The organism is Nonomuraea sp. NPDC003804 (assembly GCF_040610675.1).
In the GTDB taxonomy this organism is placed as follows: Bacteria; Actinomycetota; Actinomycetes; order Streptosporangiales; family Streptosporangiaceae; genus Nonomuraea.
Map to the genome: position 1 here is coordinate 1 of NZ_JBEXMT010000062.1, position 17240 is coordinate 17240.

Consider the following 17240-nt stretch of genomic DNA (forward strand, 5'->3'; position numbering starts at 1 on the left):
CAGCGCCGCGCCCACCAAGCCAGGGCGCGCAGGAACCACTTCAAGCAGCGCCTACGCCTCCAGGTCATCCGGATCTAGTGATGTAGTACTAGGCCACTGCGTTCGTCAACGCATGCTCTAGACGACCCTTCCACGCAGCAGCTCGTCGACCTGATTCAGGAAAGCGTCGACGGCCACCGGATCATATCCGGGTGCGGATCCCAGACGAGTGAGGGAGTACCGCTGCACGAGCTCCGTCCTGGCCCAGTCGGGCTCTCCCGCTTTGAGACGGGCGACGACTTGGTCGAGGATTCCGTCGACGAGTTCCGGCATGTAACCCCTCGACTGCACGCGGGGGAACTCGACCGCGCGGATCTCCCGCACGAGCTGATCGGCAGAAACCGGCGGCCGCGCCCTCCGGGCAGCCTCTTCGCGCTGCCACCGCGCCGTTTCTAGCTTGGCCCGAAGCCCCCGAGTCGCGCGCTCACCGATGAGCAGCCCCCCGCCGACCACCACGAAGAGAGCCCCGCCCCGCAAGGCCCAGAAGGAGACGGCGGCGTTCTCCGACTGCTTCTCCTCGGTACTGGAGGGCCCCGACCGGCGGCTGGAACACCAGTCCCCGCTCTCCATCCGCTCCCCACCGCACGTTGGATTCTCCGCATGGAACGAAGCCACGAATCCCACGAGAAGCAGCACCGCCCCGATCCCCAACACCCAGAACCCGGCTTTCAAGGCCCCCCCGTGAGCTTCGTACTTGGCCACAGCAACCCCTCACCCGCGCAACAGGAACCACCCCGGTATATAGCAGGCCTCGCCCCATGATCAATGAGTGACTTTCATCCCACTTCCCGGAGCTGAAGCACAAGGATCGCTTTGACGAGCTGACCTGCCAGAAGAGGGCAGCAGCTGAGTTTGCGCAGAATACGCCGGGTTTTCAACTGTGCACTGGCCCGTTCGCCTGGTCCGCGGAGCTCGGCGTGGGCGGCGTTGGCGGCCTTCTGTGAGGCGGGCTTGTTGCGGCCCTTGTATGGCACGCCGCGTTCGACCTGGTTGACCACCCTCACCCCGGTGACGAGGGCCAGGAAGAGGAGTAACGCGACGACGCCGAGCACGATGGTGATGTCCATGGTGGTGTCCCTTCCGCTTCGAGGCTAGATCGGGACGGCCCGTCGTAAGCGTATGAAAAACGTCAAGATCCGTGGTCAGCGGCCCATTCGTCGTGGTCAACGCCGTATGGTGCACGATGAATACGGCCCTATACGGATCTTTTACGCATACATCGCACCAGGGGGTGGATCGGGGTGAACGTTTCGGCCCCGGTACGGACCGAGTCCGGACTACGTCAGTGGCTGCTGCACGGGCTGCCGCGCTCCGACCCCAGGACGACGGGCCCTCATCACGAGGAGAGCCCCGGCCACCAGCACGCCTGGTGGCAGGTGATGTGCCTGACCGGCGTGGACTACTTCTCCACGCTCGGCTACCAACCCGGCATCGCCGCGCTGGCCGCCGGAACGCTCAGCCCCATCGCCACCCTGCTGCTGGTCGCCCTGACCCTGGCCGGAGCCCTGCCCACGTATCGCGCCGTGGCCGAACAGAGCCCGCACGGGCTGGGCTCGCTGTCGATGCTGGAGAACCTGCTGCCCGGCTGGCGCGGCAAACTCCTGGTGCTGTTCCTGCTCGGCTTCGTCGCCACCGCCTTCATCGTGACCATCACCCTGTCGGCGGCCGACGCCACCGCGCACGTGCTGCACAACCCGTTCGTGCCGGAGTTCTTCTCCGACTGGCAGGTGCCGGTCACGCTGGCGCTCATCGCCGCGCTCGGCGGGGTCTTCCTGATCGGCTTCAGCGAGGCCATCTCGATCGCCGTGGTGCTGGTCGCCGTCTACCTGTCGCTGAACGTCGTCGTCGTCGCCGTGGCCCTCCAGCGCGTCCTGGCCTCCCCGGACCTGGTCGCCGACTGGCAGCGGGCGCTGACGGTGGAGTACTCCAGCCCGGTCGCGATGATCGCCGTGTCGCTGTACGTCATGCCGAAACTCGCGCTCGGCCTGTCCGGCTTCGAGACGGGCGTGGCCGTCATGCCGCTGGTCAAGGGTGACCTCCGCCACCGGATCGCGGGCGCCAAGAAGCTGCTCACCACCGCCGCGATCATCATGAGCGGCTTCCTGATCACCTCCAGCTTCGCCACCACCGTGCTGATCCCGGCCGAGGAGTTCGCCGAGGGCGGCAACGCCAACGGGCGGGCGCTCGCCTACCTGGCGCACGAATACCTGGGCGACTGGTTCGGCACCGCCTACGACATCAGCACGATCGCGATCCTGTGGTTCGCCGGCGCGTCCGCCATGGCGGGGCTGCTGAACATCGTGCCGCGCTACCTGCCCCGCTACGGCATGGCTCCGAACTGGTCCAGGGCCGCCCGGCCGATGGTCCTGGTCTTCACCGCCATCTCCTTCGTCATCACGGTGTCGTTCGGCGCCGACGTGGAGTCGCAGGGCGGCGCCTACGCCACCGGCGTCCTGGCGCTGATCCTGTCCGCCGCCGTCGCCGTCACCCTGTCGGCCTGGGTCAGGGGCCGCACCAGGCCGGCCATCCTGTTCGGCGTCGTCGCCCTGGTCTTCGCCTACGCCACCGTGGCCAACATCATCGAACGGCCCGACGGCCTGGTGATCGCGCTGCTGTTCGTCCTGGCGATCGTGGTGACCTCGCTCATCTCCCGCGCCACGCGCTCGACGGAGCTGCGGGTCACCAGCATCACGCTGGACGACCTGGCCCGCCGCTACATCAACGAGGCCGGCGACATCCGCCTGATCGCCAACGAGCCCAACGCGCGCGACTGCGCCGAGTACGTCGACAAGACCAGGGAAGCCTGGGAACTGCACCGGCTCCGCACGGCCGAGGGGCCGCTGTTCCTGGAGGTCACCGTCCCCGACGCCTCGGAGTTCGAGAGCGAACTGCGCGTGGTGGGGGAGGAACGCCACGGCTTCCGCGTGCTGCGGATGGAGAGCACCACCATCGCCAACTCGATCGCCGCGCTCCTGCTGTACCTGCGCGACGAGACCGGCAAGACGCCACACGTCTACTTCCACTGGGCGGCGGAGGGCAACCCGATCGGCGCGCTGCTGCGCTACCTGGTCTTCGGCGGCGGCGACATCCCGCCGCTCACCCGTGAGGTTCTGCGGCAGGCCGAGCCCGAGACCGCCCGCCGTCCCGTCGTCCACGTGGGCTGACCCCTGGGCGGCCGCCGGGGCGGCGTCGGCGTCAATCGCACGTCAGCGTTCCGGCCGTTCCCGTCGCGATCCCGTAGCGATCGCCGCCCGGCGCACCCGCAGCCCCTAGCGTCACATGCGGACGAATCCCCCGGTGAAAGAAGCCGAAGATGTCAGATGTGCCGCTATGCGTCCCGGTCCGGCAGGGCCGGTTCAGCGCCTCGCTCAGGTTGTTCCGCACCGCGTCGGGCGGCAGGACCGCGGTGGCGTTCTCGTCCCCGCTCCGCCTGGCGCAGGTGCTCGGCACCCGGCAGCCATGGGTACGGCTCAGCGAACCCGCCCTGCGGGGCATGATCCGCGACCTCGGCGTCACCGGCGTCGTCGTCGACCCCGCCGGGACGACGGCTGCCCTCGCCAGCGCCGGAGCGGCCTGATGTGCGCCCTCGAGCAGGACCTCGCCGCATCAGAACCTGACACGGCCGCCGGCCCGCAGGCCGCGGTCGACCGCACGACCGGGTTGACCCGCGCGCGCGGGTTGACCCGCACGTCCACGCGACGACCCAGTCGACCCGGTCGAGCGCCGGGCCGGAAGGGTCGTCGCGCCCCCGCTCGCGCGCGGTCCCGTCAGAGCCAGCCCCGCCGTTTGAAGACGAGGTAGAGCACGGCGGACGCCAGCACCATCGTGACCAGCGCCAGCGGATAGCCGAAGACCAGGTGCAGCTCCGGCATGTGGGCGAAGTTCATGCCGTACACGGTGCCGACCAGCGTGGGGGCGAAGAAGATCGCCGCCCACGCGGAGATCTTCTTGATCTCCTCGTTCTGCGTGTAGCTCGCCTCGGTCAGCAGCTTGACCTCGGCGTTCTGGGCCTGGCCGACCAGCGCGGCCTTGATGGTGAGGGTGGTCTGGTAGAACTCGATCACCCCCTGCAGGTACTCGCGCTCGCCGTCGGCGAGGCTGCGCATCCGGTCGAACTGGTCGGTGATGTCGACCACCAGCCGCTGCCCCTCGGGTGAGATACGGGTGAGGTTCGACATCCGTCCGTAGATCGCCTCGCCCAGCGCCGCCATGGTGCGTACGGCCAGCAACCCGTGCCGGACGCGGAACAGCTCGTTGAGGAACTCCTCGGGATCGCCCACGCGCTGGCCCGTGACCCGCTGCTCCAGCTGCCACACGTCGACGGTCACCTCCTCGACGTACGCCTCCTGGAAGCGGATCAGCGCGGAGACGATCGCGTACGACAGCTCCATGGGCGTGGCCGGATGGACCCGCCCCGCCTGCAGCCTGGCGAGCACGGCGCCGGTCTCGCGGAGGGGTACCCCGGGCGCGACGGCCGGGTTGACCGGGCCGTGCACGGTCACCAGGTAGTTGCGGCCCACGAACTGGTCGAGCTCGATGTAGTGCACGTGGCCGGCCGCGCCGCGTTCGGGCGAGTGCAGGACGACGAACACGTGGTCCAGGTAGGCATGCACCTTGGGCACCCGGTTGCGCTCCACGCACTCCTTGACGGCCATCGCGTGGAACCCGAACACCTCCGACAGCACCCGCACCGCGTCCTGGTCGCACACCGGCATGTCCACCCAGACCAGGCCGTCCTCGCCGTCGAGCAGCGCCGGCAGTTCGTCGACGGAGCGCTCCTCGACCTTGTCATCGTGTACGAGACGAACGTCCATACGGCTCGCACCCCCCCGCCATCACAGCGCCGCCAGGGTGGTCGGTGCCCTCCTCTTCCACCGTAGGCGCACAACCCGTCACCGGCCAGCCACACGCACCGGTGCGCAGCCGTTCGACCAGGTCCGGGTCAGCGAGGAAGGCCGGCCCAAGGGAGACGAGGCCGGCTCCGCCCTCCGTCTGCCGCCCTCCGTCTACCCGCCTCCGTCTGCCGCCGTAAGTCCGCCGTCCGCCGTCCTCCGCCCTCCCTCCGCGAGCAGCGGGCAGCGGACCGGACCTGGCCGGGTCGGGTCGGGACAGGGTCGCAGCGGGTTGGCGATCAGCGTGCCCGGCCAGGACCCGCGGATCTCGCGGACAAGCGGCCGTCCCGGGGCGGCGAAGACGACGAGCAGGCGCGTCTGGCCAGGACGGTTCCATCCCTGCCATCCGTTTCCGGCACAATGCCGGGATGACTGACTGGAAGGCCGTCCACGCCGACGACTGCGCTGTTCCCGGCGACCGTCCCCTCGACGAACTGGTGGAGGAGCTGGCCCTGGCGCTGCGCGACCCCGACCCCGGCATCCGGGACGGCGAGCCGTACGTGGTGCTGCGCACGTGGATCGAGCGGGACGTGATCGATGCCGGGCGCCGGGCCAAGCTCGGCGCGGTGATGGCGGAGCGGTTCGCGGACCCGGAGATCCAGGCCAGGACCTTCGCCCCGCTCGTCCTCGACATGATCGTCAAGCGTGGCGACTTCGACCCGGAGTGGCCGGCCGCCTTCGCCCGCTGGTACGCGGCCGAAACCGACCTGCGCGGTCACGACCCGCTGCTGGGCTGGCTGCACGCCGTGGCCCACGGGGCCGACTTGCTGGGAACGTTCGGCGTGCATCCCCGCGTCGCCCCGGTCGCCATGCTCGATCTGGCCGCCGCCCGGCTGCTGGCCCGCACCGGTTACCTGTTCGCCGAGCAGGAGGACGACCGCCTCGCGCAGGCCGTCGCCCGCGTCCTGACCCGTCGCGAGCTCAGCGAGGAGCAGTCGCTGGCCTGGCTGGACCCGATCGAGGCCGACTTCGCGGCGATCGGCTCGGGGCCCACACCGGTGTACGCCTCCAACGCCATGCGCACCCTGCGGACGCTCTACATCCTGGCCGACCTCGGCGTCCGGACGAGCCGCGGCGCGCAGCCGGTGCCGCTCAGGCACGCCGCCGCGCTCAAGGCCAGGCTCGCCGAGGTGCTGGCCCTGGTCTTCCAGCACTCCTGAGGAGATCCGCGCGGCGGGCGACCAGGCTGCTTGCGGTCGTCCGCCCGTGGGCCGCCGGACCGGGGTGGATCGGCGTGAATCGGTCGAATGGGTGTACGGGACGGTGTACCCGGTGGGCGGAGCCTGCTGGTTCGGCGCCAGCCGGTGGGCGCCGGCGCGGACACGTCAGCCCCCGGACGGTCACGACTCGACGTGGCGGCGCAGATTGGCCAGGTGAACCCGCCACCCCGCCCGATGGTCGGCCGCCATCGCGACCCCGTCCGGAAGGCCCTCCCACCCTGTCTCCCTGATCCGCACCTCCGTGCCGGAACCACGCGCCATGAGAACGATCTCCACATCGGTCGAGGCGGGCTGTCCCTCGTCGGACCAGCTGAACGCCAGCACCTCAGGCGCTGCCGCACGCGTCACCAGCCCCCGGGTCACCACCGGCTCGCCGTGCTCATCGGTCCAGCGCTCCTCCAGCGAACCACCCGGGACAGGCTCGATGAACAGGTAGTCCCACCACTCGGCTCGATCGATGTGGTCGGTGAACGCCCGCCACACCCGCTCGACGGGCGCGGCCACGACAGCGGTCTCGTCAACGATCACTGGCGGGCCCCTCCGGACAGCAGGCGCCGCAGTGCCGTGGGCGTGTGGCCGAGGTGGCTGCGAACGGTGCGGGTCAGGTGCGCCTGGTCGGCGAAACCCAGCTCGGCGGCCAGCTCGGCCAGGCCCGCCGCGCCGTTCTCCAGCCGCTCGAGCGCCCGCCCCACCCGCACCCTGTTGCGGTAGTGCGTCAGCGAGACGCCCATTTCCCGGGTGAAGGCCCTGCTCAGCTGGTACGGCGAGGCGCCGAGGAACTCGGCCAGCGAGAGGAGCCCCTCGGCGGCAGGATGGTCGGCGATGATCGCCTCGCGAGCCGCCGAGACCAGCCGCCCACGCGCCTTCGACGAGCGAGGCGCGGCCATCGCGGCGGGCGGACCGAGGTCGGCCGATGCCTGCCTGAGAGTCGCGCCCAGCAGGCCCAGCAGCCCCTCGGCGAGCGCGTAGCCCGCGTCGCCGCTCTTGGCCGCGCGAAGGAAGGCGCGGTGCGCCAGCTCGACCCGCGCGTCCACGTAGACGGTCGGGCGCAGCCGTCCCGCCCCGTCGCCGGTCATCGAACGCCAGAGGGTGGGGGAGAGACTGAGTGCGGTGCACACGTCGCCGCCGGAGGGATGGGAGAACCGCTCCTCCTCGCCGGGAACACCCAGATAGGCCATCGTCGGATCCGCGAGCGCCGCGACCCCGCCGGCCATCCGCCCGAACCTGCCGCTGCGGACCAGCACCAGCCGGTAGTCGTCGTGGACCTCGACCTGCGACCAGCCGCGATGGTCGTCGGCGCAGGTCACGGCATCGACGGTGAAGCCTGGTCCGATGCCGAGACGACGGTTGGAACGCATGATGCGAACGGTACGCGCCACCACTGACATTTCCGGGCGAAGGCCCGCCCGCTGTCCTCCCGGTCAGGCATGCGCCCAACGCCGTTCCGGGTCGAAGGGGCTGGTCCCGCCGGCACTCCGGGGTCCGCCTTCCCTCCGCGTCCGGTGGCGGCCCTCGCCGGCCTTCTGGGGGCTGGCCTTCCCCGCGCGGCGACGGGTCCCGCCGGTTTTCCGGCGGGCGGGTGTCCTCCCAGCTTGGGACCCCGCCATACGTATGCCGTCCTGCCGGCGATGCGCCTCCGCCCATCATCCCGGCCGCACCCAAGGCGAAGACGACGGGTGCAGATCGCGACATGTCGGCAGAACCTCGAGGAGCGGGGTCAGCGCGCAAGGATGTTCAAGACCCCGCCCCTGGGCGCCGAGCAGCCTGGACCCATGGCAACGAACACCGCCGCACTCGCGGAAATCTCCACCATCGTCTTCGACTCCCTTCGCCCTGCCGCGTTGGCCGAGTTCTATCGCACCGTGCTCGGCGGCCAGATCACCCACAGCGACGACGACTACGCCGCGCTCGACGCGGACGCCGTCCAGCTGGCCTTCCCGCGGACCGAGGACTACCAGGCCCCGGCGTGGCCGGGCGGCACCAAGCAGATGCATCTCGACCTCAAGGTGGCCGACCTCGACGCCGCCGAGAAGGAACTGCTCGACCTGGGCGCCACCAAGCCCGCCTTCCAGCCCGGCGGCGGTGACTGGGTGGTGCTGGCCGACCCCGAGGGACATCTGTTCTGCATCTCGTCCTGAACCGGGATCCCGAACGCGTGACAGGGGATCCCGAGCCGGGGACCGGGAACCCGAACCGCAGACCGGAATCCCGAACCGGGGTTCCCGGCCCCGCCAAGGCACAGCGAGAGCGGGAACCGTCCTTGCCAACGCTGGAACACCCTTGTGCCGACGAGGACATCTGCAGGAGCGGCCCGCCGATCGCGCGGGCCGCTCCTGCGCGTGCGTCCGCAGAGCTGCGGACGTGGGCAGCGTGCGTCGGTCCGGTTGCGCTCTGAAGGCGGCAGGGGCACCGACGGACCTCCAGCAAGGACGGTGACCGTGCAGATCAGTGCCATCGCCCGCAGCTCCACGCCGCGTCGGCCGATCCGCCCGGAACAGGAGCCGGGCAGACCCAGGCGGGAGAGGTACGTCTGGCACACCTCCAAGGGGCCTGTCCCCTGAGGACGGCGCTCGGCGGAGTGTCGCTTCGGGCAAATCTCACTGTCTTGACAAGAAAATTAGTCGGCCATAGTCTGCAGTCATGCAGGATGTCGCTGTGATCGAGGACCCGGCCGCCGCCGAGATCTCACTGGACCCCATCAGGACCCGGCTGCTCGCGGAGCTGAGCGAGCCCGGCTCCGCGACCATGCTGGCCGCCAAGATCGGCTTGCCCCGGCAGAAGGTCAACTACCACCTCAAGACGCTCGAGGCGCACGGGCTCGTCGAGATGATCGAGGAGCGGCGCAAGGGCAACGTCAACGAGCGCATCATGCGCGCCACCGCGGCGTCCTACGTGATCTCCCCGGCCGCGCTGGCGTCGGTCCAGCCCGACCCGGCCCGCTCTCCCGACCAGCTGTCGGCGAGCTGGTTGCTGGCCGTCGCGGCCCGGCTGGTCCGTGACGTGGGGGCGCTCATCCGAGGCGCCGCCCAGGCCCGCAAACGCGTGGCGACCTTCGCGATCGACGGCGAGGTGCGCTTCGCGTCGGCCGCCGACCGGGCCGCGTTCGCCGAAGAACTCGCCGGGGCCGTCACGGCTTTGGTGTCCAAGTACCACGACCAGTCCGCCGAGCACGGCCGCGACCACCGGATCGTCGTCGCCGTCCACCCCAGCCTGAAGGAAGCCCGATGACGCACCCGTTCGAGCTGAACCTCGAGATCGAGCTCGGCGCCACGCCCGAGCAGGTCTGGGACGCGATCGCCACCGGACCTGGTGTCGACTCCTGGTTCATGGGACGCACCGAGCTCGGCACCGCCCAGGGCGGCCCGGCCAACCTGACCATGCTGGGCCACACCGAACAGGCCACGATCACCGCCTACGAGCCCGGCACCCGCCTCGCGACCCGCGGCGCGGAGGCCCCCGACGGCCGGTTCATGGCGCTCGAGTACCTGATCGAGGGGCGCGGCGGCGGCTCGACCGTGCTCCGCATCGTGCAGAGCGGCATGCTCGGCGACGACTGGGAGACCGAGTTCGAGGCGATGAAGGCCGGCTGGCCCATCTACCTGGAGACCCTCAGGCAGTACCTCACCTACTTCGCCGGCCGTACCCCGTCGGTCACGACCGCCTTCCGCCCTGGAGCGGGCGGCCCGGACACCGTCTGGAAGATCGTCACCCAGTCGCTGGGCGTCACGCCGGACGTCGCCGAGGGCGACGCCGTCCGGCTCCCCGACGGCTCCGCCGGCGTCGTCTACTACGCGAACCTGCCCGTCAACCTCGGCGTCCGGACCGACGCGGGTCTGTACCGCTTCATCCACTCCGGTACGGCCCGCGGCGACGCCCTGGTGCTCGGCCACCAGAACTTCGCCGGCCGCGAGGAGCAGGCCGCATGGGACGCCTGGATGGCCGAGCACTTCGGCTGACAGTACGGAAGGAGGCGAACGCCTCCCGGCGGGGTCCTGGTCATCGCGTGACCGACCCCGCCGGTCCCGACAGACCCGTGGCGATGCGCTCGTCCCGGTGCCCGCCGCCGACGCGAGGCCAGGTCAGGGACGTGCCCTCGCACGCCCACCCGCCCTTCCGCGACCACCTCGAATCGGTCACGCCAAGCAAGACCTTCATCGTCGCGCCGCGACGAGATCAGTGATGCCCACACTCAGCGACACCATCCCAGAGGAGAGAGTCCCATGCGTATCGTTGCTACCGAGTTCATGAGCCTGGACGGCGTCGTGCAGGCCCCCGGCGGCGCCAAGGAGGACACCGACGGCGGCTTCGCCAACGGCGGCTGGACGCACCCCTTCTTCGACCCGGACGTGGTGGGCGGCGCCTTCGACGACGCCCTCGCCAAGGCTGATGCGCTGCTGTTCGGGCGCCGCACGTGGCAGACGATGGCCGCGGCGTGGCCCGGGCGAGCCGGTGACCCGTTCGCCGACCGGATGAACGCCATCCCCAAGTACGTCGTGTCCGAGACGCTCGGCGACGACGAACTGACGTGGAACAACACCACGCGCATCCCCGGCGGTGAGGCGGTCGCCCGCATCAGGGAACTGCGCGACACCGACGGCGGCTCCCTCCTGATCATGGGCAGCCCGTCGCTCGTTCGGGCCCTGCTCAGCGAGGACCTGATGGACGAGCTCCGCCTCATGATCATGCCGGTCCTCCTCGGCGGTGGTAAGACGATCTTCCCCAGCGACGGTGCGCTGCGCACACTCGAACTCACCTCCACGGTCATCAGCGACGCGGGCGTGCACGTGTGCACCTACCAGTCGGTCGCCAAGAACTAGGTCGAACCCGCGCCGGGAGCCGACCAGCCGCCGGCACCCTTTCCCGGCGCGCGTCGCCGGTCGAGCGTCAGCGCAGGCCACCGAGCGTGGGTCGCCGGTCGAGCGTCAGCGCAAGCCACCCAGCGTGGGTCGCTGCTCGAGCAGCAGCGCAGGCCACCGAGCGCGGGTAGCGAACTGATCGCTTCTCCGGGCTTACCCGCGCGGGCTGCGGCGCGGCTTCCGGCCGACTGCCCGCGCCGGGAAGAGACGCGACCTGCTCAGGCGGACCCTGACCGTCCACACCGCGCAGCCCTTCCCGGGGTGAGCGGCGTGGGCGACGTGGGGGACACCGCCTCGGCTCAGTCCGATCTGATCGCCTGGGTCGGGCAACCGGTTACGGCTCGCCGTATCGCGGGGCCTGTGGCCGTCTCGTCGAGCAGCACCACGCGCCCGTCCTCCTCGTCCTGCGCGAACACCTCCGGTGCCGACAGCGCGCACTGCCCCGAGGAGGCGCACCGCTCGCGGTCCACCCTGATCACCACTCCACCTCCAACCGGTGCACGCCGTAGATCGCCATGTCGTTCTTGAACGGCACTTCCGCCAGGGGGACCGCCAGCCGCAGCTCGGGTAGACGACGGAACAGCGCCGGGTAGGCGATCTCCATCTCCATCCGCGCGAGGTTCTGGCCGAGGCACTGATGCGGTCCGAAGCCGAAGGCCACGTGCGGTGACTTGGGCCTGGTGACGTCCAGCTCGTCGGGCCGGTCGACCAGCGCGGGGTCGCGGTTGGCGGCGGCGAGCGAGCAAGTGACGAAGTCGCCTTCGGGGATCACCTGCCCGCCGAGCTCCATGTCGGCGCTCGCCCGCCGGAACATGCCGACGTCGACGATCGACAGGTAGCGCAGCAGCTCGTCCACCGCGGTCCTGGCCGCGTCCGGGCTCTGCCGTACCAGAGCCAGCTGGCCGGGATGCCGCAGGAGCAGCAGAGTGCCGAGGCTCAGCATGTTGGCGGTGGTCTCGTGGCCCGCGACCAGCATCAGCACCGAGATCCCGATCAGCTCGTCGTCGCTCAGATCGGTGTCGAGCAGGTCGTCGAGCAGGCCCTCACCGGGCTCGGCGCGCTTGCGGTCGATGAGCCCGGCCAGGTAGCCGGCGAACCTCATCAGCGTCGCCTCCTGCTCCTCCACCGTGCTGGTCAGGCTCAGCAGCCGGGCGCCGGCCTCCTGGAACTCCTCGCGCTCCGCGTACGGCACGCCCAACAGCTCGCAGATCACCAGCGAGGGGATGGGAAGCGCGAAATGCTCCACCAGATCGGCCGGTCGCGGGCGCCGTTCGAGCGCGTCGAGCGTGTCGGTGACGATCTGCTCGACGCGCGGGCGCAGCTTGTTCATGCGTTGCACGGTGAACCGGCCGGTCATCAGCCGCCGCAGGCGGGTGTGCCGGGGCGGGTCCATCTGGATGAACATGCCCGCGTCCGGCTCCACGGCACGCAACGGCGAGCCGAGGAAGCCTCCCTCGATCTCCGAACTGAAACGCGTGTCGGCCAGCACCTGCCTGACCAGGTCGTGCCTTGCCACCAGCCAGACATGATCGCCGTTGGCCAGCCGCACCTTGCCGAGCGGCTCATCGGCCATGCCCGCGGGCGGGTCGAACGGGCACGTGCCCCGTTCGGTGGGAATCGCTCTCATCTGTCAGCTCCTTGTCGTGTGACAGTTGCCGATGGGTCGAGTGGGTGCTCGTCGACGACGCTGGGCAGGCCGCGCAGTGTGAACAGCGCCAGCACGGCCACGACCGCGACCAGCGCGCCGCCGATCAGCGAGGTGATCTGGACGGCGTGGACGAAGGCCTCGGCCGCCGCCGCGAACACCTGCCGGGACAGGTGGACCGGAAGCTCGGCCGCCGCCTGGAGCGCCGCCCCGATCGAGTCGCGTGTCGCCTCGGCCGCCTGTTCCGGCAGGCCGTCGGGCAGCTGCAGCGTCCGGCGGTAGAGGCCGCCGAGCAGGCTGCCGAGCAGCGCGATGCCCAGGGCGGCGCCCAGCTCGTAGGCGGTCTCGGCGATCGCGGACGCCGACCCCGCCCGCTCCTTGGGCACCGTGGCGATCACCGTGTCAGCGGTGACGGTGAACGACAGGCCCGCGCCGATGCCGATGAGCACCAGCGAGCCGAGAACCACGGGATAGCCGGATTCGACGGGCAGCGTCACCAGCACCGCCAGGCCCGCCGCCGACAGCCCGAGCCCGAGCGAGATCACCGCCGCCCTGCTCCACACCATCGCCAGCCGCCCCGCCACCAGCGCCGCGACCGTGGAGGCGGCTATCGCGGGCAGCTGGGCGAGTCCCGCTCGCAGCGGTGTCCAGCCGAGCACGAACTGCATGTGGAGCGAAAGAAAGAACAACGTGCCGACCAGCGCGAACACCGCGACCATGTCGCCGCCGACCGCGCCCGAGAACGCCCTGCGACGGAACAGGCGCACGTCGATGAGTGGATGGGCGAGCCTGGTCTGCCGTCTCCAGAAGGCCGCCAGCGCGCACAGCCCGACGACGGCGGCGACGACAACGGTGGTCTGGCCGGGGCCCGCGTGCGCCGCCTCCTTCACGGCGTAGATGAGCCCGATCACGCCGACGACGGACAGCAGCACGCTCGGCATGTCCATGGGGCCCGCGTCGGGATTGCGCGACTCCGGCAGCGTGACGGCCGCCACGAGCAGGACCACCACCATCACCGGAACGTTGATCAGGAAGACCGAGCCCCACCAGAAGTGGTCGAGCAGCAGCCCGCCCAGCAGCGGCCCCGCCGCCGCGCCCGCCGTGGTCACCGAGCTCCACAGCCCGATCGCGGTCGTGCGCTCGCGCGGGTCGGTGAAGATGTTGCGGATGATGGACAGGGTCGAGGGCATGATCGTCGCCCCGGCCACCCCCAGGACCCCTCGGGCCACGATGAGCAGCTCGGGGGTGGGCGCGTAGGCCGTGGCGAGCGACGCGAGGCCGAAGACGGCCACACCGATGAGCAGGACGCGTTTCCTGCCGAACCTGTCGCCGGCGTTGCCCGCGGTGATCAGCAGGCCGCCGAGCACGAACCCGTAGATGTCGGCGATCCACAGGACCTGCGTGCTGGACGGCCGCAGCGCCTCGGTCAGGCTCGGGATGGCGAGGTGCAGCACGGTGCCGTCGATCACGATCAGCGAGACGGTCAGGCACAGGGTGGCCAGAGCCGCCCAGCGTCTCGTCCTGCTCAAGGGTGTCATGCCGTCAACGGTGGACCGGGGCGCGCACGCGGCCCGCACGCCGTCCGCACGAGCGCGCACGCCGCCCGCACGGGCCCGCACGAGTTGTGGCGGTCAGTGCTCCCGGTCCGCCTCGACGTACACGGCGTTCGAGGAGCGCACCAGCGCGGTGACAAGCCTCACCGGCTCACCACGAGCGCTCCTCATCGGCCACCTCCCATAGTTCACCTTTCGAACTGTCGCTAGGACGGGTGCGGAGACACGGGGCCCGCCTGGAGGTAGGCGAGGACGGCCATGACGCGGCGGTTGTGGTCGTCGCAGGGCGGGAGGCCGAGCTTGGCGAAGATGTTGTTGGTGTGCTTGCCGATCGCCTTGTCCGTGACACCGAAGCGGGTCGCTATCGCCAGGTTGGACAGGCCCTGCGCCATCAGGGCGAGGACTTCGCGCTCCCTGATGGTCAGCTCCGCCAGGGGTTCGTCCCTCGAGCGGCGGGTCAGGAGCTGGGAGATCACCTCCGAGTCCATGGCGGTGCCGCCGGCGGCGACCCGGCGGACCGCCTCGACGAACTCCGCCACGTCGCCGATGCGGTCCTTCAGGAGGTACCCGATGCCGCCCGACCGGTCCGACAGGAGTTCGCGGGCATAGAGCTGCTCGACGTACTGCGAAAGGATCAGCACAGGAAGCCCAGGCCGGCGCCGCCGGGCCTCCAGGGCGGTGCGCAGGCCCTCATCGGTGAAGGTGGGCGGGAGCCGTACGTCGATGACGGCCACGTCGGGGGTCTGCTCCACCAGCGCGGTCAGGAGCATGGGGCCATTGTCCACCGCCTCGACGACCTCGAAACCGTGCGCCGACAGCAGCCGGGTCAGGCCGTCGCGAAGCAGGGCGAGATCCTCGGCGATCACAACGCGCACGGCACCTCCATGGTGAGGATGGTCGGACCGCCCGGCGGGCTCTGCACGGTCAGCGTGCCATCGAAGGCGGACAGGCGTTCTGCGATCCCGCGCAGGCCGCTGCCCGCCGCCGGATCCGCGCCACCGTGCCCGTCGTCGCCGACGACCAGGCGGAGGCCGTCGCGGGTGCGGCGCAGCCGTACCCAGGCACGGGTGGCGTGGCTGTGCTTGGTGACGTTGGACACGGCCTCGGCGGCGGCGAAGTAGAGGGCGGACTCGACCGGCGGCTCGGGGCGGCCGGTCAGGGCGAGGTCTGTCACGACCGGGATGGGACAGAGCAGGACGGCCGCTTCGATCGCGCCCGTCAGGCCGCGGTCGGCCAGCACGGGCGGGTGGATGCCGCGCACCAGATCGCGCAGGTCGGTGAGGGCCTGACCGGCCGACTCCCATGCCTCCTCGATGAGCTCGCGGGCCTGCTCGGGATCGCCGGCGTTCCTGGCCAGGCCGAGGTTCATCCGTACGGAGATGAGCCTGGCCTGCGCGCCGTCGTGCAGGTCGCGCTCGATCCGGCGTAGCTCGGCCGCCCGCGCGTCGACGGCGGCGGCCCTGGAGGCGGTCAGCTCCCGCACCCGCTGGGCCAGCGGGCCGCCGTCGCCGAGGAGCAGTTCGGCGAGCCGGGCCTCGGCCAGTCCCATGAGAGCGGCGATGATCAGGGCGAGTGCCGAGAGGGTGACCAGTGCCAGGCTGAGCGTGAAGGTCACGCTGGGGCTGTTGATGGCGGGCCGCAGGTAGAAGATGACACCCACCGTGTTCACCACGGCGGCCACCGCCATCAGCAGGGCCGGGCCGGCGACGGTGTTGATCGCCAGCCAGGCCAGGACACGCGGGCCGGACGCACCCGCAGGAACGGCCCGGCCCAGCGCCGCTCCCGCCCACGCTCGCTGCAGCGAGATGAGAGCCCTGCGGATGCCCGGCACCCAGGCGAGGACCACCGCCACACCCGCGATCGCGTTCAGCGGCACCCCGGCCGCTGCGATCAACCCCCTCCTGACCCTGCTCACCCCGCCAGTCTGCCCTCTGATCATCCGCCACACGGTAGGCCCAGCCCTACCTTCCAGGGTGAAAATCCCGTCTCACGTGGTGGGCGTGGGCCGATGGAGGACGCGAGCACACCGCGGCGAGGCTGGATCCGTGATCGAAGTCAACGACCTCACCGTCAGGTACGGCGACGCCATCGCGGTCGACGAGCTCACCTTCGCCGCGAAAGCGGGCCAGGTGACCGGCTTTCTCGGCCCCAACGGCGCCGGGAAGCCGAATATCGGATTGTGACACTCTGGTAAGCCCACGCATGGGGTACGTCTTATCTGGTGATGCGGCTACGTGAGGGCGTTGACGAATCGTTGCGGTGGCGCTGACCTCATGGGGCAAGATCTCAAAAGGGGGGCATCACAATGGTTCCTTGATGGGGAGGGGCAGCGCCCCTGCCCCCGGTTTCCCCTCCCCGCCCCCCCTTTTGCGATCTTGGAGGGGTCCCCATGAGGTTGGCTCCGAAACGATTCGGCAACACCCGTCAACGTGCATCCTTGGCTGTTAGGCGAGGAGTTGCTTCGGCCCGCACACTTCCCGGTATGCCTCACGAAGGTCTTCAGCCTCGGGGAGTTGGCGAGCCTCGATCTCTCTGATCACCTCTCGTGCTCGCCAATAGTGGGAAGGCACTAGTAGGCCGCTCGTCACAGCAGTGAGCGTTACCTCGCCTGCTTCGTCCGGTTGATCGGCGGCGAGGAGGGCCAAAGCCAGGTCAAGGCGCGCGGATACCGCTCTGCGGGGGCGTGCGGGCCCATCAGTGGGAGTCTCCAGCCGAGCGAGAACTTGCCTGGCATAGCTTTCGGCAGCGGGGTCTCCGAGCCAAGACAGCGTGGTGGCGATGTACGCTTCGCTTTTGGCGGGGTCGTAGCGGTAGTGGTGTTCCGGGTTATCCGGCATCGATAGCGGGGAGACCAGCCGCGCAACACGGTCGAGGGCGTCTCGTGTCTCTGGGCCTGCGCCAAGGCGCGCCCACACGCGGCCTTCTTGAGCGGTTGCCTGTATGTAGGCCGAGCCAGTACGTGGAGCGATGGCCTGCGCGCCTTGCGACAGCGTCAAGGCGCGACGGTAGTCCCCTGTGGTTACCGCTTGCCATGC

General features: G+C 70.3%; 16 protein-coding genes and 2 pseudogenes. 8 read left to right on the plus strand and 10 right to left on the minus strand.

Translation table 11 applies throughout. The annotated features are described in order from the left end of the window. Positions 1 to 117: 117 nt before the first annotated feature. Both ABZX22_RS44045 and ABZX22_RS44050 read right to left on the minus strand, forming a co-directional pair. Complete coding sequence (locus ABZX22_RS44045) at positions 118 to 741, minus strand: DivIVA domain-containing protein (RefSeq protein WP_354922980.1); 624 nt, start codon at positions 739 to 741, stop codon at positions 118 to 120. A 74-nt stretch (positions 742 to 815) separates the two neighbouring features. Further along, positions 816 to 1022, minus strand: a pseudogene (locus ABZX22_RS44050) (IS5/IS1182 family transposase); the annotation flags it as partial. 258 nt (positions 1023 to 1280) lie between these two features. Between ABZX22_RS44050 and ABZX22_RS44055 the strand changes: the two are divergent. Continuing rightward, positions 1281 to 3203, plus strand: a complete 1923-nt coding sequence (locus ABZX22_RS44055) for an amino acid transporter (RefSeq protein ID WP_354922982.1) — start codon at positions 1281 to 1283, stop codon at positions 3201 to 3203. A 149-nt stretch (positions 3204 to 3352) separates the two neighbouring features. Continuing rightward, on the plus strand, positions 3353 to 3616 hold the full coding sequence (locus ABZX22_RS44060) for an SAV_915 family protein (RefSeq protein ID WP_354922985.1): 264 nt from the start codon (positions 3353 to 3355) through the stop codon (positions 3614 to 3616). Positions 3617 to 3806: 190 nt separating this feature from the next. Here the strand turns inward: ABZX22_RS44060 and ABZX22_RS44065 are convergent, their stop codons facing one another. Next, complete coding sequence (locus ABZX22_RS44065) at positions 3807 to 4853, minus strand: magnesium transporter CorA family protein (RefSeq protein ID WP_354922988.1); 1047 nt, start codon at positions 4851 to 4853, stop codon at positions 3807 to 3809. A 446-nt stretch (positions 4854 to 5299) separates the two neighbouring features. On the opposite strand from ABZX22_RS44065, the gene ABZX22_RS44070 reads away from it, so the two are divergent. Then, positions 5300 to 6091, plus strand: a complete 792-nt coding sequence (locus tag ABZX22_RS44070; RefSeq protein ID WP_354922991.1) for a DUF2785 domain-containing protein — start codon at positions 5300 to 5302, stop codon at positions 6089 to 6091. Between the two features lie 180 nt (positions 6092 to 6271). Here the strand turns inward: ABZX22_RS44070 and ABZX22_RS44075 are convergent, their stop codons facing one another. Next, positions 6272 to 6679: an SRPBCC domain-containing protein gene (locus tag ABZX22_RS44075; RefSeq protein WP_354922994.1), complete on the minus strand. Its 408-nt coding sequence runs from the start codon at positions 6677 to 6679 to the stop codon at positions 6272 to 6274. Then, a complete protein-coding gene (locus ABZX22_RS44080) occupies positions 6676 to 7509 on the minus strand; it encodes an AraC family transcriptional regulator (protein WP_354922996.1) in 834 nt (277 codons plus the stop codon). Before ABZX22_RS44080 ends, ABZX22_RS44075 begins: the two co-directional genes overlap by 4 nt. A gap of 414 nt (positions 7510 to 7923) precedes the next feature. Between ABZX22_RS44080 and ABZX22_RS44085 the strand changes: the two genes are divergently transcribed. From ABZX22_RS44085 to ABZX22_RS44100, 4 genes are all read left to right on the plus strand, one after another. Then, on the plus strand, positions 7924 to 8289 hold the full coding sequence (locus tag ABZX22_RS44085; RefSeq protein WP_354922997.1) for a VOC family protein: 366 nt from the start codon (positions 7924 to 7926) through the stop codon (positions 8287 to 8289). Positions 8290 to 8791: 502 nt separating this feature from the next. Further along, a complete protein-coding gene (locus ABZX22_RS44090; RefSeq protein ID WP_354922999.1) occupies positions 8792 to 9379 on the plus strand; it encodes a helix-turn-helix domain-containing protein in 588 nt (195 codons plus the stop codon). After that, positions 9376 to 10107 (plus strand): SRPBCC domain-containing protein, encoded by a 732-nt coding sequence (locus ABZX22_RS44095; protein WP_354923002.1) that lies wholly within the window; start codon positions 9376 to 9378, stop codon positions 10105 to 10107. The genes ABZX22_RS44090 and ABZX22_RS44095 overlap by 4 nt, the downstream gene beginning before the upstream one ends. A gap of 264 nt (positions 10108 to 10371) precedes the next feature. Next, a complete protein-coding gene (locus ABZX22_RS44100; RefSeq protein WP_354923005.1) occupies positions 10372 to 10968 on the plus strand; it encodes a dihydrofolate reductase family protein in 597 nt (198 codons plus the stop codon). A 338-nt stretch (positions 10969 to 11306) separates the two neighbouring features. On the opposite strand, the gene ABZX22_RS44105 is transcribed toward ABZX22_RS44100, so the two are convergent. From ABZX22_RS44105 to ABZX22_RS44125, 5 genes are all read right to left on the minus strand, one after another. Then, positions 11307 to 11486: a ferredoxin gene (locus ABZX22_RS44105; RefSeq protein WP_354923007.1), complete on the minus strand. Its 180-nt coding sequence runs from the start codon at positions 11484 to 11486 to the stop codon at positions 11307 to 11309. After that, a complete protein-coding gene (locus tag ABZX22_RS44110) occupies positions 11483 to 12634 on the minus strand; it encodes a cytochrome P450 (RefSeq protein ID WP_354923010.1) in 1152 nt (383 codons plus the stop codon). Before ABZX22_RS44110 ends, ABZX22_RS44105 begins: the two co-directional genes overlap by 4 nt. After that, positions 12631 to 14190, minus strand: coding sequence for an MFS transporter (locus ABZX22_RS44115; protein WP_354923013.1), 1560 nt, complete (start codon positions 14188 to 14190; stop codon positions 12631 to 12633). The genes ABZX22_RS44110 and ABZX22_RS44115 overlap by 4 nt, the downstream gene beginning before the upstream one ends. Positions 14191 to 14411: 221 nt before the next feature. After that, entirely contained in the window at positions 14412 to 15080 is a 669-nt protein-coding gene (locus ABZX22_RS44120) for a response regulator transcription factor (RefSeq protein WP_354923016.1), read from the minus strand. After that, positions 15068 to 16144, minus strand: a complete 1077-nt coding sequence (locus ABZX22_RS44125) for a histidine kinase (RefSeq protein WP_354923019.1) — start codon at positions 16142 to 16144, stop codon at positions 15068 to 15070. Before ABZX22_RS44125 ends, ABZX22_RS44120 begins: the two co-directional genes overlap by 13 nt. Before the next feature lie 106 nt (positions 16145 to 16250). Here ABZX22_RS44125 and ABZX22_RS44130 point away from each other — a divergent pair. After that, a pseudogene (locus ABZX22_RS44130) lies at positions 16251 to 16370 on the plus strand (ABC transporter ATP-binding protein); the annotation flags it as partial. Positions 16371 to 17240 lie beyond the last annotated feature (870 nt).

What these genes read in the sequence shown, in the direction of transcription:
- ABZX22_RS44110 (WP_354923010.1), bottom strand. Translation starts at nt 12,634, where the DNA reads ATGAGAGCGATTCCCACCGAACGGGGCACGTGCCCGTTCGACCCGCCC.
- ABZX22_RS44100 (WP_354923005.1), top strand. Translation starts at nt 10,372, where the DNA reads ATGCGTATCGTTGCTACCGAGTTCATGAGCCTGGACGGCGTCGTGCAG.
- ABZX22_RS44065 (WP_354922988.1), bottom strand. Translation starts at nt 4,853, where the DNA reads ATGGACGTTCGTCTCGTACACGATGACAAGGTCGAGGAGCGCTCCGTC.
- ABZX22_RS44080 (WP_354922996.1), bottom strand. Translation starts at nt 7,509, where the DNA reads ATGCGTTCCAACCGTCGTCTCGGCATCGGACCAGGCTTCACCGTCGAT.
- ABZX22_RS44115 (WP_354923013.1), bottom strand. Translation starts at nt 14,190, where the DNA reads ATGACACCCTTGAGCAGGACGAGACGCTGGGCGGCTCTGGCCACCCTG.
- ABZX22_RS44070 (WP_354922991.1), top strand. Translation starts at nt 5,300, where the DNA reads ATGACTGACTGGAAGGCCGTCCACGCCGACGACTGCGCTGTTCCCGGC.
- ABZX22_RS44060 (WP_354922985.1), top strand. Translation starts at nt 3,353, where the DNA reads ATGTCAGATGTGCCGCTATGCGTCCCGGTCCGGCAGGGCCGGTTCAGC.
- ABZX22_RS44090 (WP_354922999.1), top strand. Translation starts at nt 8,792, where the DNA reads ATGCAGGATGTCGCTGTGATCGAGGACCCGGCCGCCGCCGAGATCTCA.
- ABZX22_RS44085 (WP_354922997.1), top strand. Translation starts at nt 7,924, where the DNA reads ATGGCAACGAACACCGCCGCACTCGCGGAAATCTCCACCATCGTCTTC.
- ABZX22_RS44125 (WP_354923019.1), bottom strand. Translation starts at nt 16,144, where the DNA reads ATGATCAGAGGGCAGACTGGCGGGGTGAGCAGGGTCAGGAGGGGGTTG.
- ABZX22_RS44095 (WP_354923002.1), top strand. Translation starts at nt 9,376, where the DNA reads ATGACGCACCCGTTCGAGCTGAACCTCGAGATCGAGCTCGGCGCCACG.